20 protein-coding genes are annotated in these 18,051 nt (G+C 62.8%); 4 read left to right on the top strand and 16 right to left on the bottom strand.

The window, feature by feature from the left end; genetic code table 11:
- The 7 genes from IQ26_RS22685 to IQ26_RS22645 form a co-directional block, all read right to left on the bottom strand.
- Nucleotides 1-2,565, bottom strand: a complete 2,565-nt coding sequence (locus IQ26_RS22685; protein ID WP_145720573.1) for a sensor histidine kinase — start codon at nt 2,563-2,565, stop codon at nt 1-3.
- Between the two features lie 188 nt (nt 2,566-2,753).
- A complete protein-coding gene (gene ahcY, locus IQ26_RS22680; protein WP_145720572.1) occupies nt 2,754-4,154 on the bottom strand; it encodes an adenosylhomocysteinase in 1,401 nt (466 codons plus the stop codon).
- A 251-nt stretch (nt 4,155-4,405) separates the two neighbouring features.
- Nucleotides 4,406-4,702 (bottom strand): HPr family phosphocarrier protein, encoded by a 297-nt coding sequence (locus IQ26_RS22670; RefSeq protein WP_145720571.1) that lies wholly within the window; start codon nt 4,700-4,702, stop codon nt 4,406-4,408.
- A complete protein-coding gene (locus IQ26_RS22665; RefSeq protein WP_145720570.1) occupies nt 4,699-5,100 on the bottom strand; it encodes a PTS sugar transporter subunit IIA in 402 nt (133 codons plus the stop codon). The genes IQ26_RS22670 and IQ26_RS22665 overlap by 4 nt, the downstream gene beginning before the upstream one ends.
- A 164-nt stretch (nt 5,101-5,264) precedes the next feature.
- Nucleotides 5,265-5,726, bottom strand: a complete 462-nt coding sequence (locus tag IQ26_RS22655) for an HPr kinase/phosphorylase (protein WP_145720568.1) — start codon at nt 5,724-5,726, stop codon at nt 5,265-5,267.
- 121 nt (nt 5,727-5,847) lie between these two features.
- On the bottom strand, nt 5,848-7,629 hold the full coding sequence (locus tag IQ26_RS22650; protein WP_145720567.1) for a sensor histidine kinase: 1,782 nt from the start codon (nt 7,627-7,629) through the stop codon (nt 5,848-5,850).
- Nucleotides 7,630-7,775: 146 nt separating this feature from the next.
- Entirely contained in the window at nt 7,776-8,477 is a 702-nt protein-coding gene (locus IQ26_RS22645; protein ID WP_023796909.1) for a response regulator transcription factor, read from the bottom strand.
- A 344-nt stretch (nt 8,478-8,821) separates the two neighbouring features.
- On the opposite strand from IQ26_RS22645, the gene IQ26_RS22640 reads away from it, so the two are divergent.
- From IQ26_RS22640 to IQ26_RS22625, 4 genes are all read left to right on the top strand, one after another.
- Nucleotides 8,822-10,432 (top strand): phosphoenolpyruvate carboxykinase, encoded by a 1,611-nt coding sequence (locus IQ26_RS22640; RefSeq protein ID WP_145720566.1) that lies wholly within the window; start codon nt 8,822-8,824, stop codon nt 10,430-10,432.
- A 106-nt stretch (nt 10,433-10,538) separates the two neighbouring features.
- Nucleotides 10,539-10,976 (top strand): alternative ribosome rescue aminoacyl-tRNA hydrolase ArfB, encoded by a 438-nt coding sequence (arfB, locus tag IQ26_RS22635; protein WP_145720565.1) that lies wholly within the window; start codon nt 10,539-10,541, stop codon nt 10,974-10,976.
- A 77-nt stretch (nt 10,977-11,053) separates the two neighbouring features.
- On the top strand, nt 11,054-11,533 hold the full coding sequence (gene lysM, locus IQ26_RS22630) for a peptidoglycan-binding protein LysM (protein WP_145720564.1): 480 nt from the start codon (nt 11,054-11,056) through the stop codon (nt 11,531-11,533).
- 99 nt (nt 11,534-11,632) lie between these two features.
- A complete protein-coding gene (locus tag IQ26_RS22625) occupies nt 11,633-12,250 on the top strand; it encodes an alpha-ketoglutarate-dependent dioxygenase AlkB family protein (protein WP_145720627.1) in 618 nt (205 codons plus the stop codon).
- 38 nt (nt 12,251-12,288) lie between these two features.
- Here the strand turns inward: IQ26_RS22625 and coaA are convergent, their stop codons facing one another.
- The 9 genes from coaA to hisB are packed head-to-tail and all read right to left on the bottom strand — an operon-like array spanning nt 12,289 to nt 18,026.
- Nucleotides 12,289-13,248: a type I pantothenate kinase gene (gene coaA / locus IQ26_RS22620; RefSeq protein ID WP_145720563.1), complete on the bottom strand. Its 960-nt coding sequence runs from the start codon at nt 13,246-13,248 to the stop codon at nt 12,289-12,291.
- A gap of 24 nt (nt 13,249-13,272) precedes the next feature.
- Nucleotides 13,273-13,599, bottom strand: a complete 327-nt coding sequence (locus IQ26_RS22615; RefSeq protein WP_145720562.1) for a phosphoribosyl-ATP diphosphatase — start codon at nt 13,597-13,599, stop codon at nt 13,273-13,275.
- 8 nt (nt 13,600-13,607) lie between these two features.
- A complete protein-coding gene (gene hisF, locus IQ26_RS22610) occupies nt 13,608-14,402 on the bottom strand; it encodes an imidazole glycerol phosphate synthase subunit HisF (protein ID WP_162458046.1) in 795 nt (264 codons plus the stop codon).
- Nucleotides 14,399-15,235 (bottom strand): arginase family protein, encoded by an 837-nt coding sequence (locus tag IQ26_RS22605; protein WP_145720560.1) that lies wholly within the window; start codon nt 15,233-15,235, stop codon nt 14,399-14,401. Before IQ26_RS22605 ends, hisF begins: the two co-directional genes overlap by 4 nt.
- Nucleotides 15,232-15,981 (bottom strand): 1-(5-phosphoribosyl)-5-[(5-phosphoribosylamino)methylideneamino]imidazole-4-carboxamide isomerase, encoded by a 750-nt coding sequence (hisA, locus tag IQ26_RS22600; protein ID WP_145720559.1) that lies wholly within the window; start codon nt 15,979-15,981, stop codon nt 15,232-15,234. The genes IQ26_RS22605 and hisA overlap by 4 nt, the downstream gene beginning before the upstream one ends.
- Before the next feature lie 3 nt (nt 15,982-15,984).
- Nucleotides 15,985-16,275: a DUF1330 domain-containing protein gene (locus tag IQ26_RS22595; protein ID WP_145720558.1), complete on the bottom strand. Its 291-nt coding sequence runs from the start codon at nt 16,273-16,275 to the stop codon at nt 15,985-15,987.
- A gap of 18 nt (nt 16,276-16,293) precedes the next feature.
- Nucleotides 16,294-16,944, bottom strand: a complete 651-nt coding sequence (gene hisH / locus IQ26_RS22590) for an imidazole glycerol phosphate synthase subunit HisH (protein ID WP_145720557.1) — start codon at nt 16,942-16,944, stop codon at nt 16,294-16,296.
- A gap of 1 nt (nt 16,945) precedes the next feature.
- A complete protein-coding gene (locus tag IQ26_RS22585) occupies nt 16,946-17,422 on the bottom strand; it encodes a DUF2628 domain-containing protein (protein WP_145720556.1) in 477 nt (158 codons plus the stop codon).
- A 4-nt stretch (nt 17,423-17,426) separates the two neighbouring features.
- The gene (gene hisB / locus IQ26_RS22580; RefSeq protein ID WP_145720555.1) at nt 17,427-18,026 is read right to left on the bottom strand and encodes an imidazoleglycerol-phosphate dehydratase HisB; all 600 of its coding nucleotides are present in this window, start codon (nt 18,024-18,026) and stop codon (nt 17,427-17,429) included.
- Nucleotides 18,027-18,051: the final 25 nt, after the last annotated feature.

Below are 18,051 nucleotides of genomic sequence, written 5' to 3'. Positions count from 1 at the left end.
CTACTCGGCCGCCGCGCGAATGCCGGACGGCGTGTCGGGAAAGGCACAAATGACGGTGGTGCCCTTGTCCTTGCCGGTCTCGATGCGGACGCTGCCGCCATGCAGTTCGACAAAACTCTTGACGATCGACAGGCCAAGGCCGGCGCCGCGCCGGCGGCCGCCATTGGCGCGCGGCTCGAAACGGCGGAACACCGAATCGAGCACGTCCGGCGGCATGCCGGGGCCGTCGTCGTGAACGGAGAATTCCACACCTTCGGCAAGCGAGCGGCAGGCGAGGGTGATGGTGCTCGATTCCGGCGCGTAGTTCGCGGCGTTGCTCAGCAGATTGTAGAGGATCTGGCGGATGCGGATTTCGTCGCCGTGGAACGTCTTTGGCGCGGTGGCCGCGTCGACCTTGAGCCTGATCGCATGCTCCTCCAGCCGGTCTGCAACCAGCTCGGCGGCGGCGGCGATGGTCCGGTCGACGTGAACTTCGGAGATATCGAGCTGCATGATGCCGGCATCAACGGTCGCCAGGTCGAGGATGTCGTTGACGATGGTGAGCAGGACCGAGGAAGACGAGCCGACATGCTCGACATATTCGCGCTGCTTCTGGCTCAATGGCCCGGTCGACGGCAGCGAAAGAAGCTCGGTGAAGCCGATGATGTTGGTCAGCGGCGAGCGCAGTTCGTAGGAGACGTGCTGGACGAACTCGTTCTTGAGCTGGTCGGATTTTTCCAGCGCCTCGTTCTTATCCTTCAGCGCCCGCTCGACATTGACGCTGTCGGTGACGTCGACGAAGGTCATCATCACCTGCCCGTTGGGCAGCGGGATCATTGCGTAACGCAAAACGGTGCCATTGTTCAGCTCAGTCTGGCCGTGGCGGTCGCGGCGCTCATCGTCGAATCCGGTGATGGCGGCAACGAACCCGCCCCAGGGACTGTCGGCGGCACGCCGGTCGCACAGATCGCGGATCGAGGAGACGTGAACGTTGGGCTTGGCAGCGTCGGCGTCCAGCCCCCACAGCACTGCAAATGCCGGGTTCGACAATCTGAGCCTTCCGTCCGGGCCGAACACGGCCACACCCTCGGCAAGATTGTCGAGCGTCTCGCCTTGCACCCGCACCGCGGTCTGGTAGCGGCTTTCGAGATCCATCTTCTCGGTCAGGTTCTCGAACACCCAGGTCACGCCGCCCTTGGGCTGCGGATTGGCGACGACGCGGATAGTCTTGCCGTCCGGCAAATGCCACCAATGTTCCTGCGATTCGACCGCGCGATACGCCCCGAGCAGGCTTTCCTTCCAGCGCCGCCATTCGGGCTGCTCGGCGATCTTACCCTCGCTGCGCAGCCGGTCGAGCAACAAGGCATTGTCCGGAGCGCTATGCAGGAAGCCGCTATCGAGACCCCATAGTTTCTGGAACGCCTGGTTGAAGAACCGCAATTTTTCGTCGGTATCGAAAATCGCCACGGCGGTGTTGAGCTGATCGAGCGTGTCGGCGTGGCTGCGCACGGTCCGCTCATATTCGCTACGGATCGTTTCGATGGCGCTGGTGTCGCAGGCAAGCCCCGCCGAGCCGTCCGCGCCGGCGAAGTCGGTCACGGCGAACATGCGGCGGTCGCCTTCGATCACGGTGGAAAGCGCCTGCTCGAAGACGGGATGCGACTTGTGCTGCGCTGCGATCGCATCGCGCGCCTGGCCGCCCAGGAATTCCTTCGCGTCGCGAACGGCCGCTTCGGCGTTTTCGGCTTCGACCGCCTTGGCGTAGGCGCGGTTGACCCATTTCAGCCGCCCGTCCGCCGTGCGTAGCCATGACGGCATGCTGAGCGCGTCGAGAAGGCCGATCATGGTGTCGTAGTCGGCGGCGAGGCGCTGGTTCTCGATTTTCAGCCTGGCCTCGCTTCGCTGCGTTTCAGAAAGCGAGACGAAGCGTACAAGCACGTGTGCCGCGCTCTTGCGCCCGTGCACTTCGAGCGGCGCACCAACCTGCGATTCGATGACGAGATCGAACGGCTTCGCCTTTTCCCGCAGTGCCGCCACGGCATTTTCGAGCGCCGCTGCCGAGCGCGGCATCAGCCAGCGGCCGAAGGCGAGGAAGGCGGCACGGTCTTCCGGGGCGCCGCTCTCGACCGGCAATGTCCCGACGAGCTCGGGTTTCTTGTTTTCCGAGGTCCATACGACGACACGCTGGTCGCGCAGATTGAGCAGCGCCTCGGAGCGCTGCAGCGCAACGTTGACGTCGGCCAAGCGGCCTCTGAGTTCGACATTCTGCGCCGAGGTGCGCGCCCTTTCGCGGATCAGGAAAATGGCCGAGACAAGTGCCGCGCCCATGACGCCGACAAACATGGCGAGTTGCATGACCTCGACAGCGCCGACCGATAGCCCGGGCTTGGGCGCAGCAGCCGTTTCAGCGTGTGCCGAAAGGCCAAGCAGCGGACCGGCGAGCGCGGAAGAAGCGAGCAACGTTCCGACGCGGGTACCGGCGCGCCATAGAAGGCTCCCGCCCCTGGCGGCGGAACCCTTGGTCACCGAATCGTTGCGGCCGCCGGAAACGGCCTGTCCCGCGCGAGGCGGGTTATCCCCCGGCATGTCCTGGTCCTCTTCGCCGCCTGAATGCAAGACCGCCCTGATGCGGGCGTCGGCCCTCGTCCCCGGACCCGCGAATCAGCACCATAGCGCTTGCGCGAATCGGCGTGAAGAATCAATCAGCGCAAAAATAAAGCCGGGCAAAAAGTCAATCGCCCGGCCTCAATATCTAGTGGTAAATTCAAGTGTGGTTAATAGCGGTAGTGTTCCGGCTTGAACGGTCCCTGCTGGGTCACGCCAATATAGGCAGCCTGTTCGCCGGACAGTTCGGTGAGCCGGGCGCCGAGCTTGTCGAGATGCAGGCGCGCGACCTTTTCATCGAGATGCTTCGGCAGGACGTAGACCTGGTTCTGATAATGGCCGGGCTTGGTGTACAGCTCGATCTGGGCCAGCACCTGGTTGGTGAAGGACGCCGACATGACGAAGCTCGGATGGCCGGTGGCATTGCCGAGATTGAGCAGGCGGCCTTCCGACAAAAGGATCATCCGCTTGCCGTCCGGGAAGGTGATCATGTCGACCTGCGGCTTGATGTTGGTCCACTTCAGATTGCGGAGCGACGCCACCTGAATCTCGTTGTCGAAGTGGCCGATATTGCCGACGATCGCCATGTCCTTGAACGACCGCATGTGGTCGATGGTGACGACGTCCTTGTTGCCGGTTGTGGTGATGACGATGTCGGCCGTCGGGGCGGCATCTTCGAGCGTGACCACCTCGAAGCCGTCCATCGCCGCCTGCAATGCGCAGATCGGATCGACCTCGGTGACCTTGACGCGGGCGCCGGCGCCCTTGAGCGACGCCGAAGAGCCCTTGCCGACGTCGCCATAGCCGCAGACGACCGCGACCTTGCCGGCCATCATCGTGTCGGTGCCGCGGCGAATGCCGTCGACCAGCGATTCCTTGCAGCCATACTTGTTGTCGAATTTCGACTTGGTCACGCTATCGTTGACGTTGATCGCCGGGAAGGGCAGCAGGCCCTTCTTCTGCAACTGGTAGAGCCGGTTGACGCCGGTTGTCGTCTCTTCGGTGACGCCGCGGATCGCTTCCTTCTGCTTGGTGAAGAAGCCGGGCGAGGCCTTCAGTCGCTTCTTGATCTGGGCAAACAGGATTTCTTCCTCCTCGCTGCCCGGATTGGAGAGCACGTCCTCGCCGGCTTCGGCACGCGCACCGATCAGGATGTACATGGTGGCGTCGCCGCCATCGTCGAGGATCATGTTGGACGTGCCGCCGTCGGCCCACTGGAATATCCTGTCGGTGTAGACCCAGTAGTCCTCGAGCGTCTCGCCCTTGACGGCGAAGACCGGAATGCCAGCCTCGGCGATTGCCGCGGCCGCATGGTCCTGGGTCGAGAAGATATTGCAGGAGGCCCAGCGGATGTCGGCGCCGAGCGCCTTCAGCGTTTCGATCAGCACCGCGGTCTGGATGGTCATGTGCAGCGAGCCGGTGATGCGCGCGCCCTTGAGCGGCTGCGCCTTGCAGAATTCCTCGCGGCAGGCCATCAGGCCCGGCATCTCGGTTTCGGCGATCTCGATCTCCTTGCGGCCCCAGTCGGCAAGCGAAATGTCGGCGACCACATAGTCCTTGCTACCCGTCATGGCAGTGCTCCGATGCAAAATTGTTTTCGGGTGCGCCCGCGCCGGAAGGCGTGTCGATGGGCGCGAGTTGCCGGCTTGACTAGCAGATCGCCGGTCGGACGACAATGGGATATAAAGAAATCTTTATCCGTGCATGTCTTCGGGGGCGCATCGGCCCGAAAATCGGAATCGATTTTCGGAAAGCACGATGCGCAAATTCAAAGTGCTAGAGCGTCCTTTGCGCGTCCAAAGGACGCGCGGCGCTCTAGGCGTCAGGACTCCTCGCCGAAGCGGGAAGCGACCAGTTGCTCCAGCGCGTCGATGACCCGTTCGGCCTCCGGGCCGCTGGCGGTGACGCGGATCGAATAGCCGGGGCTCGCCGCCAGCATCATGAGCCCCATGATCGAGGTGCCGCCGACCGTGACGCCGTCCTTCTCGACATGGACGGAGGCGTCGAAACCGCTGGCAACCTGAACGAACTTCGCCGAGGCGCGGGCATGCAGGCCACGCTGGTTGACGATTGGAAACTCCCGAACGATGTGATCCTTCTTGGCCGACACCGCGTTCATTTGCTGCTCAGAAGCTGGCTGGCGACGTTGATGTATTTGCGGCCGGCCGCCTGCGCCTCGTCCAGCGCTGCCGTCATGTTGTCGCCCTTGCGAACGCTGGACAGCTTGATCAGCATCGGCAGGTTCATGCCGGCTATGACCTCGGTACGACCGGATTCCATCACCGAAATGGCGAGATTGGAGGGCGTGCCGCCGAACATGTCGGTCAGAACGATGACGCCCGCCCCGGTGTCGACGCGGGCAACGGCGTCGACGATCTCGCTGCGACGCTGCTCCATATCGTCGTCGGCGCCGATCGCCACGGTCTCGAAACTGTCTTGTGGCCCGACGACATGTTCCACGGCATGGCGGAACTCGGCGGCCAGTTGACCGTGCGTTACAAGCACGAGTCCGATCATTCTTTGGTGGCTCCCGTCATCGCCGCTTCACAGGCGCATTTCATGCTCGCCGGCCATTCCAGGCGGCGGGAGCGCTATCTTGTCGACGCGAGACGCGTTGACAAGCCCAAAATTGCACAGGCCCAGGCCATTTTGACGCATTGCAGCAAAAAACCGGAACCGGATCATAAAAAGGGGGCGATCGACAGCCGCGCCATCACCGCCGGCAAGGCCGTGGCGGCGTTGCGCTCGGCAAGGTCGATACGCGGCACCGGACAGCCTGCCACCGGCTCGCTGATTTCCTCCTGGAAACGGGCCATTTCTGCCTTCGGCACTAGCCGGACATGCAGGTCGATCACTCCACCCGGCTCGAACGGCAGCGGGCGCGGCATGAACCCAGGCACTTCGGCGAGACCGGCGATGGTCGCCGGCACGCGACAGACCAGCCGCCCGGCGTGGGCCGCGGCGAGCAGCCTGTCGTCGCCGATAAGCCGCGAAAACAGCCCGCGCGCGCGGCAATGATCCAGGAGTGTCAGCGCCAGCGTCGTCTTGCCGACGCCGGACGGTCCGGTGATGAGGACGCCGCGCTCGCCGATCAGCAGCGCCGTTCCATGAATGTTTTCAGCCTGCACAATCGGGTCAGGCATGATCTTGTCCGAAAACCGGTTCCCACTTTTCGGGGCTGCGGAACTTCGGTTCGGGATCATGCTTTTTTGGTTTACGCATGATCTTGTCCGAAAACCGGTTCCCACTTTTCGGGATCATGCGTCAGCCTTCCGCCGGCAGTGTCACGACGAAGCGCGCGCCCTTGATCTCGCCTGGTTTGGTGCCCGGGATGTTCTCGGCGGTCAGCGTGCCGCCATGGGCTTCGACGATCTGCCGGCTGATCGACAGGCCAAGGCCTGAATTCTGGCCGAACGCCTCGCCGGCCGGCCGGTCGGTGTAGAAGCGTTCGAAGATGCGGTCGATGTTGTCGGCCCTTATGCCGGGGCCATTGTCGTCGACGGTGATGATGTTGACCTTGCCGGCGCGCGCCAGCGAGATAGCGATGTGGCCGCGCTCTTCGGGGACGAAGGAGCGGGCATTCTCGATCAGATTGGTGATGACCTGGCCGATCCTCAGATCATGGCCAGCGACGAAGTAGCCTTTGACGCCCTGCGGCGGTTTGGCGACCTTGAACTCGATCTCGACCGTCTTCTTGTTGCGCGTGGCCGTGCGCGAAACGGCGATCAGATCGGTGATGAATTTCTTCAGGTCCACGGTTCCCGCGTCCTCCCGCGCGAGCTCGGCGTCAAGACGAGAGGCATCGGAAATGTCGGTGATGAGACGGTCCAGCCGCCTGACATCGTGCTGGATGACATCCATCAGCCGGCTGCGCGACGTGTCGTTCTTGGCCAGCGGCAGGGTCTCTACCGCGCTGCGTAGCGAGGTCAGCGGATTCTTCAGCTCGTGCGAGACGTCAGCCGCGAAACTTTCGATCGCCTCGATGCGGGCGTAGAGCGCATTGGTCATGTCGCGCACGGCGATCGACAGGTTACCGATCTCGTCCTGCCGATCGGAGAAGTCCGGGATTTCCTCGCGGTTCTTGACGCCGCGCCGCACCCTGACCGCCGCCGCCGACAGCCGGCGCAGCGGGTTGGCTATGGTCGAGGCAAGCAGCATCGACAGGATGGCGGTGACAAGGGCGGCAATGCCGAAGACGCGCAGGATCGCCTTGCGCTCGGCCGCGACGATCTTGTCGATGTCGCCGCCCTCCGTCGACAGCATCAGCACGCCGAGGACGGCGCGGAAGCGCTGGATCGGCACGGCGACCGAAACAATCTGCTCGCCCTGTTCGGAGATCCGCACGATGGTCGACGGGCTGCCGGTAAGCGCCTTGACCACTTCTGGAAATGCAGCGCCATTGCCGCCCGGCTGCTCATGATAGACCGGCAGCGCGGTGTTGCGGAAGAAATCGAAGACGAATTTCTGGATACGCTCCAGGAGGTCGGGCTCTTCCTCGTCGACCGGCGGCAGGTCGTAGCGAAGGATCTGGCCGCGCGAATAGAGATGGCGGGAATCGAGCAGCAGGTTGGCGTCGCGGTCATAGATGCGGGCGCGCGTCCGCGTCGGCGAAATCAACCGCCTGAGCACCGGCGCGACGCGCTCCGGATTGATCGGGAAATCCAGATTGTCGAGCTGATCGGAGCCGGGGCCTAGGCTTTCGCCAGCCTGCATTTCAAGCAGTTTTTCCGGATCGATCCTGATCGAATCGGTCTCGACCGTCGCCGACGCCGCGATCGCGCCGGCGATGATCTCGCCCTGGGTCATCAGGCTCTCGACGCGGGCATCGATCAACCCGTCGCGAAACGTGTTGAGGTAGAGAATGCCGGTGACCAGGACGGCGAGGCCGGCGAGGTTGAGGAAGAGAATGCGCCGCGTCAGGCTGGAAAAGATATGGTGGCCGAGAAAGCGGCGCATCGGCACCGTGATTCTCGACAGGAATGCGGGCAGAATCCGAGACGGGCGCCGGGCGCCCGTCCGTCTCACTCGCTCTACGTCCACTGCCATCGAATAGCAGCCCCCGCTCAGTCTTTAGCTTTCGATGCATGCCGTTGTCCCAAAACTGGGACCACTTTTGGGCGCCATGCATTGACGTTTTCGATGCATGTCGTTGTCCCCAAGACCGGAACCACTTTTGGGCGCCATGCATCAACTCATGCTTCGCGGAACCGGTATCCGACTCCGTAAAGGGTTTCGATCATCTCAAAGTCATCATCGACGGCCTTGAACTTCTTGCGAAGCCGCTTGATGTGACTGTCGATGGTGCGGTCATCGACATAGACCTGCTCATCATAGGCCGAATCCATCAGCGCATCACGGCTTTTTACCACGCCGGGGCGCTGGGCCAGCGAATGCAGGATCAGGAACTCGGTGACGGTAAGCGTCACCGGCTCGCCCTTCCAGGTGCAGGTATGGCGCTCCTGGTCCATGACAAGCTGGCCGCGCTCGAGCGAACGGGCCTGCTGGTTGGGTGTCTTGGCCGACGCCTCGCGGGCACTGGCACGGCGCAGCACGGCGCGAACCCGCTCGACCAGAAGACGCTGCGAGAAGGGTTTGCGGATGAAGTCGTCAGCGCCCATCTTGAGGCCGAAAAGCTCATCGATCTCGTCATCCTTGGACGTCAGGAAGATCACCGGCAGGTCGGATTTCTGGCGCATCCGGCGCAGAAGCTCCATGCCGTCCATGCGCGGCATCTTGATGTCGAGGATGGCGAGATTCGGCGGGCGGGCCGCCAGGCCTTCCAGCGCCGACGCCCCATCCGTGTAGGTTTCGACGCGGTACCCCTCCGATTCGAGGGCGATCGACACCGAAGTCAGAATGTTGCGATCGTCATCGACAAGCGCGATTGTTGCCATTTCAAGCGGCTCCCTCATTGAGCTGTCCCTTCTTTGGTCGAGAAGGGGCTTTTGCAGGACAAATTAGGTACAAAATGTGGCACAGGCTTCGTCCGCTATCTTTAGCGGCACGCCGGCGGCCACAATCTCACCTCGACATGGATTGGACTGATAAAGACCGCCAATCCTTTGGGCAACCGCCTGACTTTTTGCATATATAAACGATTTAAACAACTTTCAAAATATTTAAATCGATTAATGATTTGATATCATTTGGTTTTTCTGGTTCTGACCCTTATAGTCTCCTTCATGGAGGCTCCGGAAGTTCGCCGGCCAGGATGCTGCAAAACGAAGAAGGAACCCTCATGTCGGAAGCCGGCAAACGCAATCCCGCATGGGCGATCGACCGGATCGGCCTGAAGACCACGGGCGCGGTGCGCTATAATTTCGGCGCGGCCGCCCTTTACGAGGAAGCGATCCATCGCGGCGAGGCCCGGCTTACCGCGCATGGCGCGCTTGTCGCTGAGACCGGGCAGCACACCGGCCGCTCGCCCAAGGACAAATTCATCGTGCGCGACGAGGCCACCCGGCCGCATGTGTGGTGGGACAACAACAAGGCGATTTCGCCGGCCCAGTTCGACACGCTGCTCGCCGATTTTCGCGCCCATGCGGCGGACAAGGATCTCTATGTGCAGGATCTGGTCGGCGGCGCCGACGAGGGCTTGAAGCTGACGACCAGGGTCGTCACGGAGCTTGCCTGGCACTCCTTGTTCATCCGCAATCTGCTCATTCGTCCGGAAGCCGCCGAGCTCGAGCATTTCGTGCCCGACATGACGATCATCGACCTGCCGTCGTTCCGCGCCGATCCCGCCCGCCACGGCACCCGCACCGAAACGGTGATCGCCGTCGATCTCTCGCGCATGATCGTGCTGATCGGCGGCACCTCCTATGCCGGCGAAATGAAGAAGTCGGTGTTCACCATGCTCAACTATCTGTTGCCGGCGAAGGGCGTGATGCCGATGCATTGTTCGGCCAATGAAGGCGCTGGCGGAGACGCAGCCATCTTCTTCGGCCTCTCGGGGACCGGCAAGACGACACTGTCGGCCGATCCGTCGCGCACACTGGTCGGCGACGACGAGCACGGCTGGGGTCCGCATGGCATCTTCAATTTCGAAGGCGGCTGCTATGCCAAGACGATAAAGCTCTCGGCCGAAGCCGAGCCGGAGATCTTCGCCACCACCCAACGCTTCGGCACGGTGCTGGAGAATGTGGCGCTCGACGCAGGCCGTGTGCCGGATTTCGACGACGGCAGCCTCACCGAAAACACGCGCTGCGCCTATCCGCTCCACTTCATCCCCAACGCCAGTAAGACGGGCCGTGCCGGCCATCCGAAGAACATCATCATGCTGACGGCAGACGCATTCGGCGTGATGCCGCCGATCGCGCGGCTGACCCCGGCGCAGGCGATGTACCATTTCCTCTCCGGTTACACCGCCAAGGTGGCAGGGACCGAAAAGGGCGTCACCGACCCCGAAGCGACGTTTTCGACCTGTTTCGGCGCACCGTTCATGCCGCGCCATCCGTCGGAATACGGCAATCTGCTGCGCGAGCTGATCGCCCATCACGGTGTCGATTGCTGGCTGGTCAACACCGGCTGGACCGGCGGCGCCTACGGCACCGGCAAGCGGATGCCGATCAAGGCGACGCGGGCGCTGCTTGCCGCGGCACTCGACGGCTCGCTGAAAGAGGCCGATTTCCGGACCGACGCCAATTTTGGTTTCGATGTGCCGGTGGCGGTTGCGGGCGTCGACCACGCCATTCTCGATCCGAGATCGACATGGGCCGATACATCAGCCTATGACCTGCAGGCGGCGAGGCTGGTCGGCATGTTCGCCGTCAACTTCGAAAAGTTCGAACCTCATGTCGACCCGATCGTGCTCGGCGCCGCGCCACGCATGCGCGAAGCCGCGGAATAGTCGCCGACTGGATATGCTGCATCTCAAGGCCCGGACCGGGATCGGGAAGGCCCGACCCCGGGGATCGGGCCTTTTCTTTTTTCATCGGCCGCGCCATGACTGCGGCATGAACGCCGACGACAAGATCATCATTGCCGACGATGCGGTGATCCATCCGGATGACCTGCACGAGGACTTCATCCGCTCGTCCGGCCCTGGCGGCCAGAACGTCAACAAGGTGGCGACGGCGGTGCAATTGCGCTTCGATGCAGCCAATGCAGCGGGCCTGTCGGAGCGCGTGCGCGAGCGAACCATAAAGCTGGCCGGCCAGCGCGCCACCAAGGACGGCGTCATCGTCATCGAGGCCGGACGCTTCCGCACGCAGGAGCAGAACCGGGCGGACGCCCGGGCGCGGCTTGCGGAACTGGTCGCCAAGGCCGCCGAACCGCCGCCGCCGCCGCGCAAGAAGACGAGGCCGTCGAAAGGCGCGGTCGAAAGACGGCTGAAGACCAAGGCCGGGCGCGGCACCATCAAGAAACTGCGCGGCCGGGTGAACGACGATTAGGTCAACACAACGAAGCGGCTTCCAATTCAGGGTTGCAGGTGGCAAGTTCGGTATTCGCCACAGCAAGGAGACCGCACATGGGCATGTTTGATTTCGTCAAGGGCGTCGGCAAGAAGCTCGGCTTCGGCGACGATGAGCCGGAGCCGACCGCCGATACGCTCAAGAAGGAGCTCGATTCGCACGCGCTCGGCACCGACAATGTGGAAGTCGTCGTCAAGGGTGATACGGCCGTCCTGAAAGGCGTGGTCAAGGATCAATCGATCTTCGAAAAAGCGGTCATCGCTGTCGGCAACACGCTCGGCGTGTCCAAGGTGCAGGCGGACGAATTGCAGGTCGCCGCGCCTGAGTCCGGCACGCCCACAACCGCGGCCAAGGAGCCGACCCTTTATACGGTCCAGAAAGGTGACAACCTCTGGAAGATCGCCGAAAAGAGCTACGGCAAGGGCAAGGGCGCGAAAAACACGATCATCTTCGAAGCCAACAAGCCGATGCTGACCCACCCGGACAAGATCTATCCGGGGCAGGTCCTGCGCATACCGGATCTCGATCAAGCCTGACCAGATCGGGGACGGTCAACCGACAACGGCGGCTTTCGGGTCGCCGTTTTCATTTGATGGTGGCATTCTTTGCCGGATGAGAATGAAGCGACCAATCTGATGCTCGTTCTGCCCAAAGGCGTCCGCCACATGCCCGGCTATCTGTCGCGCGCCGTGCAGGAAGCGCTGGTCGAGGATGTGAGGCGGGTCGTGCGGGAGGCTCCCCTGTTCGTGCCGGCCATGCCGCGCACCGGCAAGGAGATGAGCGTGCGCATGACCAATTGCGGCTCGCTCGGCTGGGTCACCGACAAGGAGCGCGGCTATCGCTACCAGCCGACGCACCCGGCGACCGGAATGCCATGGCCGCCGATCCCCGACGTGTTGCTGGAGTTGTGGCGGGACGTGTCCGCCTATCAACATCCGCCGGAGGCCTGCCTGGTCAATTTCTATTCGCCGGACGCGAAGATGGGCCTTCATCAAGACCGCGACGAGGTCGATTTCTCCGCGCCGGTCGTCTCCGTTTCACTCGGTGACGATTGCCTGTTCAGGGTCGGCCAGAGCACGCGCGACGGGGCGACCCGGTCGTTCAGGCTGAAAAGCGGCGACGTCGTCGTGCTCGGTGGCGAAGGCCGCCTCTGTTTCCACGGCGTCGACCGCATCTATCCGTCGACCTCGGCATTGCTCAGGAATGGCGGGCGGATCAACCTGACGCTGCGGCGGGTGACGTATCCTAGCTAGAGCGACAGACTTTCAAGTCGAATCGCCGCTCTATTTCGTTACAGCTTCCTGAGCGCCACTTCCTCGACCAGGTGATTGGCGCCCTTGCGCAGGATGAGATCGGCCCGCGCCCGCGTCGGCAGGATGTTCTCGCGCAAATTCTTCAGGTTGATGTTGGCCCACAGGCCTTCGGCGATGGCGCGGGCCGCTTCTTGCGAAAGTTGCGAATAGCGGTGGAAGAACGAGTCCGGATCGCGGAAGGCGGTTTCGCGCAGCCGCATGAAGCGGGCGATGTACCAATGATGGATCAGCTCCTCTTCAGCATCGATATAGATCGCGAAATCGAAGAAATCCGACAGGAAAGGCACGATCTTGCCGTCCTTCGGCAGCTTGCCCGGCTGAAGGACGTTGATGCCTTCGAAGATCAATATGTCCGGCCGGTCGATGGTCTGGAACTCGCCGGGAACGACGTCGTAGGTCAGGTGCGAATAGACCGGCGCGCGGACATTGCGCTGCGCCGACTTGATGCCCGACAGGAAACGCAGCAATGCGCCGACATCGTAGCTGTCGGGAAAGCCCTTGCGCTCCATCAGATTGTTGCGGCGCAGGATTTCGTTGGGAAGCAGGAATCCGTCGGTGGTGATCAGATCGACCTTGGGGCTCGACGGCCAGCGCGCCAGCAATTCCTTGAGCACGCGCGCCGTGGTCGATTTGCCGACCGCGACAGAGCCGGCAATGCCGATGATGAAGGGCGTTTTGACGATATCCACCGCGTTGAAGAACGCCTGGCGCTGCCTGAACAGAAGCTGGCTCGCCTCGACATGGGCCGACAAAAGCCGCGACAGCGAAAGATAGATGCGCTTGACCTCTTCGAGGTCGACCGGGTCGTTGAGCGAGCGCAGGCGGTTGATTTCATCTTCGCTGAGCGTCAGCGGCGTGTCAGCGCGGAACTGCGACCATTGCTCGGCCGAAAAGAATCGATAAGGCGAATATTTCTCGGTGGGGGCGAGCTGGTCCATCGAGTTTTCTGCCCTCCGCAGCGATCAGCCCCGGTCCTGCCGAGACGCCTTTTCGGCGATGCCCGAACGCCCGGTGCGGGTTTCGAGCTCCTTGAGCACGTCGCTTAGCGGAACACCTGCGATACCGAGAACGACGAGCCAATGATATATAAGATCGGCGCTTTCCGAAACGAGAGCTTGTCTGTCACCCCCAACGGCCGCGATCACCGTTTCGACCGCCTCTTCGCCGAGCTTCTGCGCCGCCTTGTCCATGCCGCGCGCGAACAGCTTTGCCGTCCACGAATCCGGATCGCCGGAATGTGCGCGTTCCCTGATGATTGTCTCCAGATCGGAGAGCGAAAACTCAGCCATGGCGCCGTTTAGAGCCGATCGCCTGATGAGTCCAGTCGCATCGGCAGGCCGGCGCGGGCCATGTGCGCCTTGGCTTCGGCAATGCTGTACGTGCCGAAATGGAAGATCGATGCCGCCAGCACCGCACCCGCATGGCCGTCGCGAATGCCCTCGACCATGTGCTCGAGCGTGCCGACGCCGCCGGAGGCGATGACCGGCGCACGCACGGCGTCGGCTACAGCACGGGTCAGCGCAATGTCATAGCCGGCCTTGGTGCCGTCGCGATCCATCGACGTCAGCAGTATCTCGCCGGCGCCGCGATCGACCATCCGCCGAGCGAACTCGACAGCGTCGATGCCGGTCTTCTCGCGGCCGCCATGGGTGAAAATCTCCCAGCGGTCGGCCTCGCCTTCGCCGGACACTTTCTTGGCGTCTATGGCGACGACGATGCACTGGTTGCCGAACTTGTCGGCGGCCTCGGCGACGAAATCGGGATTCTTCACCGCCGCCGTATTGATCGACACCTTGTCGGCACCGGCCAAAAGCAGCTTCCTTATGTCGGCGACCTGGCGTACGCCGCCGCCGACGGTCAGCGGCATGAAGCATTGTTCGGCGGTGCGGGCGACGATGTCGAAGATCGTCTCGCGATTTTCGGACGACGCGGTGATGTCGAGAAAGCAAAGCTCGTCGGCGCCGGCGGCGTCATAGGCCTTTGCCGCCTCGACCGGATCGCCGGCATCGACCAGATCAACGAAGTTGACGCCCTTGACGACGCGGCCGTTCTTGACGTCGAGACAGGGGATGACGCGGGCTTTCAGCATCAGGTTCTCTCGATCGCTGCAAGAAGATCGCCAAGCAATTGCCCGACGACAGGCGGAACCTCACCTTTGGCGTCAAATGCCGGGTCGTAGGCGGAGATGGTGACGCCGGCAATCGGGATCGACCTGGCCAGCCCGCAAACCAGTTGCTGCAGCTGATCCGGGTTTGGACCGCCTGATTTCGTGTAACGATTCACCTGCAGCACGTCCGGATCGAGAACGTCGAGGTCCAGATGCAGATGTGCACGAACCGCGCCGGCCGCCTTCAGCTTTCCGAGAGTGTCCAGCGCATCGGCACATTGGGTGCGAATAATCGGCAATGTGTCCAGTAAGCGCTTTTCGTCGGGATCGAGATCGCGCGCATCGACCAGCATGCATCGTGACGGGTCTATCGCCTGGAAGCCAGGAATCGCCGACGTCATCGGGCGCCAGCACAGCCCTAGTGTCGTCGCCAGCGCCATGCCGTCGAGGAAGCCGTAGGTGGACGTCTCGGGCGTGTTGAGATCGCCATGCTGATCGATCCAGATGATCGAATCCGCGGCATCGCCAGCCACCGCACCGGCGGCGGTCAGGCAATTTCCGGTGAACACGATGGGAAACCGCTCATCGTCGCGCGCCAGATCGACCTTGGTGGCGACTGCCCGACAAACCGCGAAGCCTGTCGCGATTTCGCGTTTCTGGGCATCGCCGACCTCGCCGATGTCCTCGACGATGACATCGTGGCCGCGCAAAACAAGTTCATCGACAAGGCCGCCGGCAAGGATGGCGTCAGGGCCCTGACCACAGCCGGCGTGGTAAAGGCCGCTGTCATAGGGTGCGAGGATGATCGAGAGTTTCATCGCGCCCTCGCCTTCTCCGATCCCGCCGCCAATATCGCCAGCGCCTCGGCCGGATCGATACGCCCGTCGTAAAGCGCGCGGCCGGAGATGGCGCCTTCGAGTTTTTGCGCATCGGGCATGGTCATGCGTACGATATCGACGATCGAGGCCAGACCTCCAGAGGCGATGACGGGGATCGAAACCGCTTCGGCGAGATCGATGGTGGCGTCCCAGTTGATGCCGGTCAGCACACCGTCGCGATCGATATCGGTGTAGATAATGGCGGCGACGCCGGCGCCCTCGAACTTCTTCGCCAGTTCGATGACGCCGAGGCTAGAGGCCTCTGCCCAACCCTCGACCGCCACCTTGCCGCCCTTGGCGTCGATGCCGACGGCGATCCTGTCCGGGAATGCCTTGCAGGCCTGTCTGACCAGATCGGGATCGCGCACAGCCACCGTGCCGAGAATGATGCGGGCCAAACCACGATCGAGCCAGTCCTCGATCTGCGCCAGCGTGCGGATGCCGCCGCCAAGCTGCACCGGGTTCGTCGTCGCCTTGAGGATGGCGCCGACCGCCGCGCTGTTGACGCTCTGGCCCTTGAACGCGCCGTTGAGGTCGACGACATGCAGCCATTCGAAGCCCTGTTCTTCGAAGGCTCCGGCTTGCGCGGCCGGATCGTCATTGTAGATCGTGGCGGTCGCCATGTCGCCGTGCTTGAGGCGCACGCACTTGCCGTCCTTGAGGTCGATTGCCGGGAACAGGATCACCGTTCAGGCGCCTTCGACAATGACGAAGTGACCGGTCGAGGCGGCAAGCCTGTACTTGGACGCCTCCTGGTATTCAGGCGATTCGTAGCAGGCTAGCGCCTGGTCGTAGGTCTCGAACTCCACCAGCACATGGCGATTGCCTGTCGGCCCTTCCGGGTTCGCGTAACGCCCGGCCCGCACGACAAACTTCGCGCCGTATTTCGCAAAAGCCGCCGCGTTCGCCTCGATATACTGCTTGTAGACCTCAGGGTCGCGGACATCGACCATCGCCATCCAGTAGCCCTTCTTGCTCATGATTTTGTCCTTTTGAAACTAGGGCTTCCAGCGCAGGAAATTGGTGATCAGCGCCAGGCCAAGCGCTTGGCTCTTTTCGGGATGGAACTGCGTGCCGGCCAGATTGTCGCTGATGACAGCGGCCGTCACCGGACCGCCATAGTCGGCAATCGCCAGCACCTCGTCCGGCTTCTGCGCGTCGAGATGATAGGAGTGGACGAAATAGGCGTGCAACCCCTTGGCGCCGGTCGGAATGCCGGAAAACAACGGATGCTTGCGCGTGAGCTCGATCGTGTTCCAGCCGATCTGCGGGATCTTCAGCGCCGGATCGGCCGGCGTGATCTCCTTGACGTCGCCGGCGATCCAGCCAAAGCCTCTTGTCACCGTCTTTTCCAGGCCCCGCTCCGACATCAACTGCATGCCGACGCAGATGCCGAGGAACGGCCGCCGCTTGACGATCGCGACCTCCTCCACGGCTTCCCACATGCCGGTGACGGTGCGCAGCCCGGCCGCGCAATCGGCATAGGCGCCGACGCCGGGCAAGACGATGCGGTCGGCGGTTCTGACACGCTCGGCATCGGCGGTCAACTCAATGGCGGCGGCGATGCCGGCTTCATGCGCGGCGCGCTCGAAGGCCTTGGTGGCGGAGCGCAAATTGCCCGAGCCATAGTCGATGATCGCGACCCGCATGTCAGGGTTTTCCCGGCGTGTGGGTCAGCCCCAGCGCCATGCCCGTCTGCGACGGCCGGGCAAGGGCGGCGTCCGGAACGATGCGTTGCGCGGGCGCTTGCTCATCCAGGTGCGCTTCGGCTTCCATAACATAGCGCATATCGGCGTCGTCGAGCCTGCCGGCCTCGACCACGCCCCATTCATGCCAGCCACGGCGGCGCAATGCGGCGATCCGCAAGGCCTGCCCTTCCAGCCCGACATAGAGCGATACCAGCAGCGACAAAAGCGAGCCGGCCAGCCCAAGGCTCAACCTTTCGGCAACCACCGAAAGAACCGCCATGGCGACGAAGGCCAGTGCGGCCTCGATCCACAACCGGTGCCAGAGCAGCCACAGCGGCGGCACGAGGAAACCGAGCCAGGAAAACCCGTCACGGACAAAGACCGTTGTGTCAGGCTTTTCGCCGCGGCCCGGCGGTTCCATCACGACGTAGATGGCCATCAGGCTATCCCTTCAGAGATCCCTTGGTGGAAGGAACCGCGTCCGGCTGGCGCGGGTCGCTTTCAAGCGCGAAGCGCAGCGCACGGGCCACGGCCTTGAAGCAGGTCTCGGCGATGTGGTGATTGTTGGCGCCGTAGTGATTGGTGACATGCAATGTGATGCCGGCATTCTGCGCCAGGGCCTGGAAGAATTCGCGCACCAGTTCGGTGTCGAACGTGCCGATCTTCGGCGACGAGAACGCGACGTTCCAAACAAGGAAAGGACGGCCGGAGACGTCGATCGCCGCGCGCGTCAGCGTCTCGTCCATGGCGAGATCGATCGAGGCATAGCGCATGATGCCGCGCCGCTCGCCCAGCGCCTTGGCCAGCGCCTGGCCGAGCGCGATGCCGGTGTCCTCGACCGTGTGGTGGTCGTCTATGTGCAGATCGCCCTTGGCCTTGACCGTCATATCGATCAGCGAATGGCGCGAAAGCTGGTCCAGCATATGGTCGAAGAAGCCGACGCCCGTCGTAATATCGGATTTGCCCGAGCCGTCGACGTGGACCGATACGGAGATATCGGTTTCCTTCGTCTTGCGGCTTGCTTCGGCGGAACGGGGCGGCATGACCTCATCCTTGTCCAGAGTTCAG

The organism is Mesorhizobium tianshanense (assembly GCF_007830515.1).
GTDB classification, from domain to species: domain Bacteria; phylum Pseudomonadota; class Alphaproteobacteria; order Rhizobiales; family Rhizobiaceae; genus Mesorhizobium; species Mesorhizobium tianshanense.
This window is presented reverse-complemented; position numbering and strand designations above follow the sequence as displayed.

Coding starts and splice junctions, on each gene's coding strand:
- IQ26_RS22685 (WP_145720573.1), bottom strand. CDS start 2,565: ATGCCGGGGGATAACCCGCCTCGCGCGGGACAGGCCGTTTCCGGCGGC.
- ahcY (WP_145720572.1), bottom strand. CDS start 4,154: ATGACGGGTAGCAAGGACTATGTGGTCGCCGACATTTCGCTTGCCGAC.
- IQ26_RS22670 (WP_145720571.1), bottom strand. CDS start 4,702: ATGAACGCGGTGTCGGCCAAGAAGGATCACATCGTTCGGGAGTTTCCA.
- IQ26_RS22665 (WP_145720570.1), bottom strand. CDS start 5,100: ATGATCGGACTCGTGCTTGTAACGCACGGTCAACTGGCCGCCGAGTTC.
- IQ26_RS22655 (WP_145720568.1), bottom strand. CDS start 5,726: ATGCCTGACCCGATTGTGCAGGCTGAAAACATTCATGGAACGGCGCTG.
- IQ26_RS22650 (WP_145720567.1), bottom strand. CDS start 7,629: ATGGCAGTGGACGTAGAGCGAGTGAGACGGACGGGCGCCCGGCGCCCG.
- IQ26_RS22645 (WP_023796909.1), bottom strand. CDS start 8,477: ATGGCAACAATCGCGCTTGTCGATGACGATCGCAACATTCTGACTTCG.
- IQ26_RS22640 (WP_145720566.1), top strand. CDS start 8,822: ATGTCGGAAGCCGGCAAACGCAATCCCGCATGGGCGATCGACCGGATC.
- arfB (WP_145720565.1), top strand. CDS start 10,539: ATGAACGCCGACGACAAGATCATCATTGCCGACGATGCGGTGATCCAT.
- lysM (WP_145720564.1), top strand. CDS start 11,054: ATGGGCATGTTTGATTTCGTCAAGGGCGTCGGCAAGAAGCTCGGCTTC.
- IQ26_RS22625 (WP_145720627.1), top strand. CDS start 11,633: ATGCTCGTTCTGCCCAAAGGCGTCCGCCACATGCCCGGCTATCTGTCG.
- coaA (WP_145720563.1), bottom strand. CDS start 13,248: ATGGACCAGCTCGCCCCCACCGAGAAATATTCGCCTTATCGATTCTTT.
- IQ26_RS22615 (WP_145720562.1), bottom strand. CDS start 13,599: ATGGCTGAGTTTTCGCTCTCCGATCTGGAGACAATCATCAGGGAACGC.
- IQ26_RS22605 (WP_145720560.1), bottom strand. CDS start 15,235: ATGAAACTCTCGATCATCCTCGCACCCTATGACAGCGGCCTTTACCAC.
- IQ26_RS22595 (WP_145720558.1), bottom strand. CDS start 16,275: ATGAGCAAGAAGGGCTACTGGATGGCGATGGTCGATGTCCGCGACCCT.
- hisH (WP_145720557.1), bottom strand. CDS start 16,944: ATGCGGGTCGCGATCATCGACTATGGCTCGGGCAATTTGCGCTCCGCC.
- IQ26_RS22585 (WP_145720556.1), bottom strand. CDS start 17,422: ATGGCCATCTACGTCGTGATGGAACCGCCGGGCCGCGGCGAAAAGCCT.
- hisB (WP_145720555.1), bottom strand. CDS start 18,026: ATGCCGCCCCGTTCCGCCGAAGCAAGCCGCAAGACGAAGGAAACCGAT.